7 protein-coding genes are annotated in these 8,226 nt (G+C 30.1%); 2 read left to right on the forward strand and 5 right to left on the reverse strand.

Translation table 11 applies throughout. The features are described 5' to 3' along the window. Positions 1–400: 400 nt before the first annotated feature. Positions 401–1,231, forward strand: a complete 831-nt coding sequence (locus CD129_RS07840; protein WP_157946486.1) for a DUF2785 domain-containing protein — start codon at positions 401–403, stop codon at positions 1,229–1,231. Between the two features lie 74 nt (positions 1,232–1,305). Here CD129_RS07840 and coaA read toward each other — a convergent pair whose 3' ends face one another. The 5 genes from coaA to CD129_RS07865 all read right to left on the reverse strand — a co-directional run bounded on the left by coaA (position 1,306) and on the right by CD129_RS07865 (position 6,848). Continuing rightward, positions 1,306–2,208 (reverse strand): type I pantothenate kinase, encoded by a 903-nt coding sequence (gene coaA / locus CD129_RS07845; RefSeq protein WP_115337908.1) that lies wholly within the window; start codon positions 2,206–2,208, stop codon positions 1,306–1,308. Positions 2,209–2,357: 149 nt separating this feature from the next. Further along, entirely contained in the window at positions 2,358–3,179 is an 822-nt protein-coding gene (locus CD129_RS07850; RefSeq protein ID WP_115337907.1) for a prolyl oligopeptidase family serine peptidase, read from the reverse strand. Between the two features lie 159 nt (positions 3,180–3,338). Continuing rightward, positions 3,339–4,289, reverse strand: a complete 951-nt coding sequence (locus tag CD129_RS07855) for a hypothetical protein (protein WP_115337906.1) — start codon at positions 4,287–4,289, stop codon at positions 3,339–3,341. Between the two features lie 361 nt (positions 4,290–4,650). Beyond that, a complete protein-coding gene (locus tag CD129_RS07860) occupies positions 4,651–5,991 on the reverse strand; it encodes a sodium-dependent transporter (RefSeq protein ID WP_107509086.1) in 1,341 nt (446 codons plus the stop codon). Between the two features lie 197 nt (positions 5,992–6,188). After that, entirely contained in the window at positions 6,189–6,848 is a 660-nt protein-coding gene (locus tag CD129_RS07865) for a nitroreductase family protein (RefSeq protein WP_078357144.1), read from the reverse strand. Positions 6,849–6,949: 101 nt separating this feature from the next. On the opposite strand from CD129_RS07865, the gene CD129_RS07870 reads away from it, so the two are divergent. After that, a complete protein-coding gene (locus CD129_RS07870) occupies positions 6,950–7,987 on the forward strand; it encodes an NAD(P)H-dependent flavin oxidoreductase (protein WP_078357143.1) in 1,038 nt (345 codons plus the stop codon). Positions 7,988–8,226: the final 239 nt, after the last annotated feature.

Raw genomic sequence — 8,226 nt, forward strand, 5'->3', positions numbered from 1 at the left:
CCTTAACTGTTAACTATTTGTTCTTAAGTGTATTAATTATTTAAAACAAATTATATTATCTCAACAATACAATCCATACTCAATTTAATCATATAATATTGTTAGATAACTTTGAACAAGTTTTAAGGCGATTTAAAATCACATTACTAATGATGTCATAAGCCGACTTAACGAATCATTATGGCAGGTCAAAGGTAAATATTATATCTTACAACTTTTAGACTAACCCTTTATAACTATTGATATTAAAAGGTTTTGAATATATGTGAGTGTGTCTAAAATTAGCGTATAGCAAAGAACAATAATATATAACGTATAACAAACATTTATAAATGAAATTGTAATTTAATTCCTATTTGATTTATACTAATATATAATTACTTTGTCAGGTGGGATGGGAATGAATATAAAAGAAGTATTAAATTTATTTGAAAATAATTTAATTCATGAGAATATTCCAGATTCGATGTTAACTGAATTAATGAGCAATATAGGTAATGTAGACTCTGATATTCGTGAAAAGACTACAGAAACTATTTGTTTATTGATTTTAAATAATAAATTAACTGATATTCAAGTTGAGAAAATATTGTATAGAAGTTTAAAAAATTTAAATATAGATTTAGGGAATAACGATTCTGATAGTGTATTTTTAAGAAGCTTTAGCTCTTTAATACTTGCCTCTATAGTAGAAAATGATATAAAAAATAAACATTTTGAAAAAGGTATTTACAATAAAATTTTTAATGCAGCGATTTTTTATTATGAAAAAGAGCAAGATATTAGAGGTTATATACTTAATAAAGGGTGGGCACATAGCATTGCGCATGGATCAGACTTAATTTCTATTTGTATAGAATCTGACTTTTATTTAAATACGCATAACACTACGATTATGAATTTAATTAGTAATAATCTCTTCAAATTAACGAAGGATTCTCTACCATATATTGATAATGAAGATGAGAGACAAGTATTCATAATTGAATCTTTATTAGAAAAAGGGTTATCTGATATAGACCTAATTAACTGGATAAATGACATACAAGTTAAATTAAATCAAATAGATTCTGAAGGGGTAAAATATTATAGAATTCTAAAGAATATAACTGACATGTATGAAACTTTGTATTTTAGATTAAAGTTTAAAAATCAATGTAAAAAAACACAATTAACAATTGAATCGAAACTTGAAGAGCTTTTTCTTAAAACTTATTTTAAAGATATATAGTAGAAATAGGTTAATAAAAATATATGTAAAACCCTCTAGCACTCAGGCTAGAGGGTTATTTTTGATTTTCTCATCTAAAATTTATTAAACTTCAACTGCTCAATTACGTGATCGTGGTTTTTATAGAGTACTAAGTCTGATCTGTTTTTGGTTGGTAAAATATTTTTTATCAGATTGACTTCGTTTATATTATCCCAAAGGTCTTTTGCTATCGTGATGGCTTCGTCTTGCGGGATGTCTCGATATTTATAGAAATGTGAGTCTGGCTTCTGGAAGGCTTCTTCTTGCAAGAGTAAGAAGCGATTGATATACCATTTTTTCATATTTTCTATTGTTGAGTCTAGATATATTTTGTAGTCGATATAATCACTTACAAGTTCTTCTTCATGTGGGCTTACTTGGAATATGTTCACGCCTTCTATGATAAGGATGTCAGGACAATCTATGTTGTGATATTGATCTTTAAGTCGATCATAAGTGATATGAGAGTATGTGTAAGTTGGTATATTTCTTTCATTGTTTTTTATTTGTTTTAAGTGACTGATTAATGTTTTAGTATCATAACTTTCAGGGAAGCCTTTTTTAGAAAGTAAATCTTTATCAATCAATTCTTGTTTAGGCATAATATAACCATCTGTAGTGATAAGATCCACTTTCCAGTCTGTATTGTACTCTTGAAGTAGGTTTAAGAGCAGTCTTGATACTGTACTTTTTCCTACAGAAACACCACCTGAAATACCGATGATAAATGGTGTAGTATTATTTCTGTTCTGTAATTTGTTGTTTATATCCGATGAATAATCTTTATGGAATTTAACTTTGTTAGGTAAAAAGTTAATGAGTGGCAAATAAACTTCATTAATTTCAGAGTTTGTTAAGTAATCATTTAGACTGATGATTTCTTCTAAATTTAAATGACTCGTATCCATATCTAATTTAAAATTTGTATTTCGCCATTCTTCTTTTGTGAATTTCATAATGAGTTCCTTTGCTATAAGAGTTTATCAGTTTTTTACAGTACTCGTATAGGGTAACATAAAAGTTAATGAAAGTGCTTTATTAATTTTTAAAATTCTTTTCAAAAGCCTAAAAAAAGCCCTCAGGATATATTCCTAAGGACTTTTACTTAAAAACCTGACATTGCTATTCTGTCCTCTAATACTTGATTAACAAAATCTACTGTGGACTCTCGAGATATAGGGTTATGACCCATTTTTTTATTGTTATAGAGGATAAATTTAATGTTGGTACTATTGATATTATATTTATCTAGAAAACTACAGAATGGCGTGTAGTGTCTATTCATATCTGTCTTACATAATCTGTTCTGTATATAGTAAATCTTTGGTACGTACTTTTGAATTCTGAAAAGACTTGTAATAGATATTCTAACTGCAAATTGTTTTTTTATGTAGTCTCTTGAGTAATCAGGGAATATGTTTTTATATAGTTTCTCGACATTTGTTTTGTCATATCGATCAACATAACATTGTGGATTATTTACAACTGCAGTAGATTCTTTGTGTAAAGTAGCAAGATACATCGACATAAATCCACCTGCAGATGAACCACAATAGACGACTTTGTTATTCTCTATATTGAGTTGTTCTGTAATTGTTTTGGCAATCTCAGAATAGTCCCTTAGATAATGACGTTCTTTAGTACCTACACCCCAACCTAATCTTAATTGCGTGTTATGAATCGTTCGATCGTCTATATACAAGCAATTTGCATTAAAGTCTTCATGCCATTTACTTCTCATAAAAACAGGTGGATTACTTTTAGCAGGGTCATACGCGCCATTTGAAAATACAACTAATTTATCGTTGTTTTCTTTAAGGTTTAATTTGATGTAAAAATCTAAATCTTCTTTTATAATTTTTACAACTTGATTGTTATGTTTCCATAACGCTTTAGTATTAATATCTTCGTAATTTAATGTTTCCATAATGTGAAACACTCCCAATTGTTAATGTTAATTAAACGAGTTAATATAAATTTCAATATAACAAAGTAAAGTTGCATTTAACAATTATATAGTGGAAATTTACAAAAACTTAACAAAAAGGGAGTTTGAACATTAATGTCCAAACTCCCTTTTATTGGATTAAATATTGAATAATCTTTGGAAGAATCCTTTTTTCTTTGGTTCTTCATCAGTTTGTTCATTATTTTCTAAATTAGTTACAACTTGAGAAGATGTAGTTTCTTCTTTTTCTTCTTTAGTAGCATCATTTGCAGCTTCTTTAATTACTGTATCTTGAGTAACTGGTGATTCTGCTTTATTTTCTTTAGGAACATCTTTATTAGTAATGTCCTTTTTAGCAATATCATTTGTAGTTTGATTTTTATCAGCAGTAACTTCTTTATTTTCTACTTTAACTTCTTCTTTTTCTACGTCTTTCTTGTCTGAAGTAGTTGTAGGCTCAGTTTTAACAGCTGAAGCTTTATCTTCTGATTTAGCCACAGTTGGTTTCTCTTGTTCTTTAAGTTCAGTATTAGGTGTATCTTCGTTTAATTTAGTATCTTCTTTGCTATCAACAGTTTCTTTAGTAGCTTTATCTGCTGTTACTTCTTCAGCACTGTTAGCCTTTTCTGTTGTACTTGCTCCAACTTTAGTTTCTGTAGCTTGTGAAGTTTGTTCAGGAGCTTGTAAAGCTAACGTTTGTTCCAATTTTTGTTGTTGGATATGTACTTGTTGTAACATTTCTCCTAACATTTGTCTTTCTCTACGCATATGTTGAACTTCTAATCTTAATTCTTCGATTAAATGTTGTAGCTCAGGTGTTTGATTGGCTGGCTCGTCTTTAACTAGAACTTGTAAGAAGTCTTTTTCTTGTTCAAGCGTTTCGAAAGCTTGATCATAACTGTTAGTTTCTTTGACCTTTTCAGCTATTTCTTGGAATAGTTCAATATCTTCTTCTTGGAAGTCAGTTGCTTCTCTTCCACGGTATTCTGTCTTAGAAAGTTGATATCCTCTATCTTCTAAGTGCTGTACGATTTTTCTGACTTGCTTTTCACTAAGACCGACCTTAGCTGAGAATTCTTTAGTTAACATGGTATAAATCATCCTTTGTTTGACAGTAGTTTTATAGGTAGGGTTGTCTGTGGGCAGACAACCGTCACACTTCCCTTATTACATTACATGTAATTAAGATAAAGTTCAAGTATTTGTTGTATTAATTATAGAAAGTATTATATACAAATAAGAAATATGTCATTATTTATGAAATCTGAAAATTTGTGATTAGTTTCAGCTCCTTGTTAATGGTTAGGATTATTGTAACAAAATGAGCAGTATCATTTTTTGTGGTTATTAATTAAATTTTATAAATAAAGAGAGCTAATCCGAAAATGATGGATAAGCTCTCTTTATTTGAGAATGGGTATTTTTGTCCCAACCTCACTATTTTAATAATTTATAATAATTGCCCGATAAATACTGCGATGATAATGATTGGAAGAACAAATTTAACTAAGAAATACCAAACGTTGACGAATATTCTGCCTTTTTTAGTATCACTCATATTAAGTTCTTTCAAAATTGTCTCTTTATTAAATATATGACCGACAAAGATTGTAACACCTAATGCACCGATAGGCATTAATACGTTTGCGACTAGGTAATCCATATTATCAAAGAATGTTCCAACACCAAATGTGAAGTTTTGTAACACACCGTTTGATAATGCAGAAGGGATACCGAATACAAATACTAAGCTACCAATAATATATGACCATTTTTTTCTATTATCGTTATTATTTTTAGTAATGTTAGATATATTCAATTCTAATAATGAAATTGAAGATGTAATTGCTGCAAACAAGAATAATATTAAAAATAGCAGATAGAATAATTGTCCTATAAACATTTGATCAAATACTTGAGGAAGAACAATAAACAATAATCCTGGTCCTTGATTTGGTTCTAAACCGAAAGCAAATATTGCAGGGAATATTGCTAAACCTGCTGCTATAGATACTGCAATGTTCATCCATACAATGGCACTAGCACTTTTTACGATATTGGTCTTGCGATTTAAATAAGAAGCGTAAGTCATCATTCCACATGTACCAAGTGATAAAGCGAAGAATGATTGTCCTAATGCGTATAGTATACCTTCAGAGCTTAAATCTGAAATTTTTGGTTGTAGGAAATATTGAATACCTTCAACTGCACCGTCTAATGTTACTGATCTAATAATAATGATGACAAAAGATATAAATAACAGTGGCATCATTATTTTTGATGCTTTTTCAATCCCTTTTTCGACACCTTTACTTACAATAACGACAGTAAAGAGTATAAAAGCGAATTGACTAGCTAACGAGTATAATGGGTTAGAGATGTAATCAGTAAAAATATTACCGTAATCATGGGATTGTGTTAATCCAAAGCTATCTAATAAGGTACGTATAATATATAGAATAATCCAACCACCAATAACACTATAGAATGAAAACAATACGAATACTGTTAAATTCCCGAGCCATCCTATTAAATTAAATGATGATTTCCCAGATACTTTTTTGAAGATATTGGTTGAATATGTTCTACCATAGCGTCCCAAAACAAACTCACTTAAAAGTAAAGGTAAGCCAACGAGCAGTGTAAATATAATAAATATTAATAAAAATGCGCCACCACCATAAGTACCAGCCATATATGGAAACTTCCAAACTGCACCTAGTCCAATTGCAGAACCAGCACTGGCTAAAATAAAGCCAATATTTGATGACCATTGCGATAAATTTTTCATTTTAATTCCTTCCCTTACTATATGAATACTTTAAAGCGGTAAAGTTTTTAAGTAAAAAAATAAAACTCATAGACATGAATTTTACACGATTATGGTGTCGAATGCAATATGAAAAATGAGGCTGAGACAATTAATTATCTCAGCCTCAAAATATTAAATTGACAGTAGGTGTCTTAATTAAAATTTGATAAATTTATTTATTGACCGATAGTACCGTTACTTTCGTCATTCCAAGCAAGTACGCTTTCTACAGGTAATCTACTTGAGTCATGAGGTGCTTTAACACCTTTACCAATTGCGATTAAGTGAGCTGGAACATATCTTGAAGTATCAATGTTTAAAGCTTCTAGTACAGCTGTTTTATCGAATCCACCAATTGGATTTGTATCATAGCCATGGTCTGTAGCGATCAACATTAATTGCATTGAAGCTAAGTTAGCATCCATTAATCCTTGTGCGTTAAAGTAACTTTCATCAGCACTACTAATTAAATTAGAAATAGTTTCAATGAAGTAATCTTTAGAGTTTTCATCCATATAACCAAGTTCAACATTTTTCTCATAAATGTCACTTACATATTCAGCGTGTTTCAAATCTGCAAGAACAAGAATAATTGCACTTGAAGAGTGTAATTGTCTTTGGTTGAATTGTACAAGGTGGTCTAATTTTTGTTTCGTTTCTTCAGAATCAATTACAACGAAGCGCCAAGGTTGAAGATTAATTGAAGATGGGGCTTTAGTTGCAAGTTCTATCATTTCTGTCATTTCTTCTCTAGGAATTTTAAAGTTTGGATCGAATTCTTTAACTGATTTTCTTTTATTTATAATTTCAGTTAATGAAAGTTTTGAGTGTGTCATTTTAGTTCTCCTTTTAGTATGATGTCATTATAATGCACTAATTATTAGGAAAAACAAAATAATTAGCTTACGGTTCAAAATTTATTTTGGAGGTTTTGAAAATGGAAACGAATACAGTATTGTCGCGTTTACAAATAACTAAACCAATATTTTTAGCAGGAATGGCTGGTGGAGTGACGACACCTAATTTAGTTGCTGCTGTTAGCAATGAAGGAGGGCTTGGACAAATTGGTGCAGGCTATATGACACCAGAAACACTTGCCAAAGATATTGATCAAATTAGGGAAATGACACAAAATCCATTTGGTGTAAATTTATTCGTGCCAGAATTTCCTGAAATAAATCAAGAAAAAATAGATAATATGAATAATCTATTGAAACCTATAGCAGAAAAATTAAACTACGAACGAGTGAATGAAGTTTCAATAGAGGACAATTTTGATGAAATGATAGACATAATTATTGAGAAAAATGTAGAAATTGTTAGTTTTACTTTTGGGAAACCTTCACAAAATCTTGTTCAAAAATTACATCAGCATCATATAATCGTGATAGGTACAGGAACCAACTTTGAAGAAGTAAAAGCTCTAGAAGATATAGGTGTAGACGCAATAGTATTACAAGGAAGTGAAGCGGGTGGTCATAGAGGTTCGTTTAAACAAGAACTCCCTTATGTCCGATTAACGTTGGAAGAATTATTCAATCAAACTTACAACAAAGTGAATTTGCCGCTAGTAGTAGCAGGAGGAATTACAACACCTGAACAGGCTAAATATTATATTGAAAAAGGTGCGGCAGCCGTACAACTTGGAACAGCATTCTTAACTACAAAAGAAAGTGGTGCGCCAAATATTCATAAAGAAAGTATTTTAAAAGCAAAGTCTGAAGAAATAACTTTGACGAATACCTTTAGTGGTCGTTATGCAAATGGTATAAACAATACTTATATAAAGTATATGGAACAATTTAAAGAAAGCATCTGCTCATATCCAATTCAAAATAAATTAACACAACCAATGAGAGGGCAGTCTAAAAAATTAGAAAATCCAGACTATATGAATCTTTGGTGTGGCACGCATCCAGAAGGCGCAAAAGATGAAACAGTAGCTGAGTTAATGAAGAGATATTATATAGAATAAGGTTATATCTTAAATGTCCTAAAAATTTAATAAGAGCAGAAATTCATTTTAATAATGAATTTCTGCTCTTATTTTTTATGAAAATCATTTATGTCCCAGAATTTTTTCGTTGTATGGTGTTGATTTTGGGTATGTCTTCGATTAACTGTCGACTTAATCTACAACTTGACCAAACTCTTAGATTAACTCCTGACTTAATCTACAACTTGGCTAAACTCTTCGATTAACTGTCGACTTAA

This window comes from Mammaliicoccus fleurettii, from assembly GCF_003970575.1.
GTDB classification, from domain to species: Bacteria; Bacillota; Bacilli; order Staphylococcales; family Staphylococcaceae; genus Mammaliicoccus; species Mammaliicoccus fleurettii.

Excerpts from the sequence above, each read along its gene's own strand:
- CD129_RS07865 (WP_078357144.1), bottom strand. The coding sequence starts at position 6,848 with ATGACACACTCAAAACTTTCATTAACTGAAATTATAAATAAAAGAAAA.
- CD129_RS07850 (WP_115337907.1), bottom strand. The coding sequence starts at position 3,179 with ATGGAAACATTAAATTACGAAGATATTAATACTAAAGCGTTATGGAAA.
- CD129_RS07855 (WP_115337906.1), bottom strand. The coding sequence starts at position 4,289 with ATGTTAACTAAAGAATTCTCAGCTAAGGTCGGTCTTAGTGAAAAGCAA.
- CD129_RS07860 (WP_107509086.1), bottom strand. The coding sequence starts at position 5,991 with ATGAAAAATTTATCGCAATGGTCATCAAATATTGGCTTTATTTTAGCC.
- coaA (WP_115337908.1), bottom strand. The coding sequence starts at position 2,208 with ATGAAATTCACAAAAGAAGAATGGCGAAATACAAATTTTAAATTAGAT.
- CD129_RS07870 (WP_078357143.1), top strand. The coding sequence starts at position 6,950 with ATGGAAACGAATACAGTATTGTCGCGTTTACAAATAACTAAACCAATA.
- CD129_RS07840 (WP_157946486.1), top strand. The coding sequence starts at position 401 with ATGAATATAAAAGAAGTATTAAATTTATTTGAAAATAATTTAATTCAT.